The 1,762-nt window shown below is 54.3% G+C and carries 2 tRNA genes and 1 rRNA gene; all 3 read right to left on the bottom strand.

The features are described from left to right. Positions 1–1,195: ribosomal RNA gene (locus VLA04_06010) — 23S ribosomal RNA — on the bottom strand; the annotation flags it as partial. Between the two features lie 378 nt (positions 1,196–1,573). Beyond that, positions 1,574–1,649 (bottom strand) — tRNA-Ala (locus VLA04_06005). Between the two features lie 16 nt (positions 1,650–1,665). After that, positions 1,666–1,742, bottom strand: a tRNA-Ile gene (locus tag VLA04_06000). Between the last annotated feature and the right edge of the window lie 20 nt (positions 1,743–1,762).

The following is a 1,762-nucleotide window of genomic DNA, read 5'->3' as shown; positions in this document are numbered from 1 at the left end:
CGGCTTTAGCCCCGATACATTTTCGGCGCAGAAACCCTTAATTAGACCAGTGAGCTGTTACGCTTTCTTTAAATGATGGCTGCTTCTAAGCCAACATCCTGGTTGTTTTGGGATTCCCACATCCTTTCACACTTAGCCGTTATTTAGGGACCTTAGCTGGCGGTCAGGGTTGTTACCCTCTCCACGATGGACGTTAGCACCCACCGTGTGTCTCCCGGATAGTACTTCGAGGTATTCGGAGTTTGGTTAGGTTTGGTAATCCTGTGGGGACCCCTAGCCCATCCAGTGCTCTACCCCCTCGAGTATTCGTCCGAGGCTCTACCTAAATAGATTTCGAGGAGAACCAGCTATTTCCTGCCTTGATTGGCCTTTCACCCCTATCCACAGTTCATCCGAGGCTTTTTCAACAGACACCGGTTCGGTCCTCCAGCAGGTGTTACCCTGCTTTCAACCTGACCATGGATAGATCGACAGGTTTCGGGTCTAATCCGACGAACTGAACGCCCTGTTCAGACTCGCTTTCGCTGCGCCTACAGCTATCGCCTTAAGCTTGCTCGTCAGATTAAGTCGCTGACCCATAATACAAAAGGTACGTCGTCACCCTTGCGGGCTCCGACTGTTTGTAAGCATCCGGTTTCAGGTCTCTTTCACTCCCCTAGTTGGGGTGCTTTTCACCTTTCCCTCACGGTACTTGTTCGCTATCGGTCGGCAAAGAGTACTTAGGCTTGGAGGGTGGTCCCCCCATGTTCAGACAGGATTTCACGTGTCCCGCCTTACTCGAGATTTCAGCTTTGCATTACGTGTACGGGGCTATCACCCACTAGGGCCCAACTTTCCAGAAGGTTCCACTTGTCTCAGCTGAAGCACTGGCCTGGTCCGCGTTCGCTCGCCACTACTAGCGGAGTCTCTGTTGATGTCCTTTCCTCCGGGTACTTAGATGTTTCAGTTCCCCGGGTTTGCTTCTAACCCCTATGTATTCAGGGCCAGATACCTTTTACCAGGCATCAGAAGTCAGTCACCAAATCCGTTGCCGGACCTGGTTTCTAACTACTGATCCCTGAAGGTGGGTTTCCCCATTCGGAAATCTACGGGTCACAGGCTGTTCGCACCTCACCGTAGCTTATCGCAGCGTACCACGTCCTTCATCGCCTCTTGCCGCCAAGGCATCCACCGAATGCTCTTAGGTCACTTGATCGCTCTCATTAGCAATGCCCACCAAAAGGTGCCGGAGCTGCCTGCGCTTTGGACGGCGCAAACCGCTTGATCCCGCTCCTCCTCGGCTGGTGAACACCGCCTCTATAGAAAGACCAGTTTTCATCGAGATAAACCCAGCAGGAGTTCTGCGGTTAGCAGCTCCGATCCTATATGCATGGCCTTCACGTATCGCGCCTGGTCGGGGTACGACCAGTAACGACACAACCACGCACGGACAGCACAGACGTTACCGTCTGCTCTCCAGGCGTATCCCTTCTTCACGATGTCAATCAAACCGCCGGATTTTGGCCCGGCGGAACCCATATCTCTTCGAGGTTTGGACTGCAGTGTCTGCTGCGGCTCTCGCGTAGTCGCTGTCTGGTGGAGCCAGACGGGATCGAACCGACGACCTCCTGCTTGCAAAGCAGGCGCTCTCCCAACTGAGCTATGGCCCCTTCGCAGGCGGAAGGTTGGTGGGCCTGGGTAGACTCGAACTACCGACCTCACGCTTATCAGGCGTGCGCTCTAACCGCCTGAGCTACAGGCCCGATGCCTTTGCTGTCGCGTC

It is taken from the genome of Verrucomicrobiia bacterium, from assembly GCA_035460805.1.
GTDB lineage: Bacteria > Patescibacteriota > UBA1384 > CAILIB01 > CAILIB01 > DATHWI01.
This window is presented reverse-complemented; position numbering and strand designations above follow the sequence as displayed.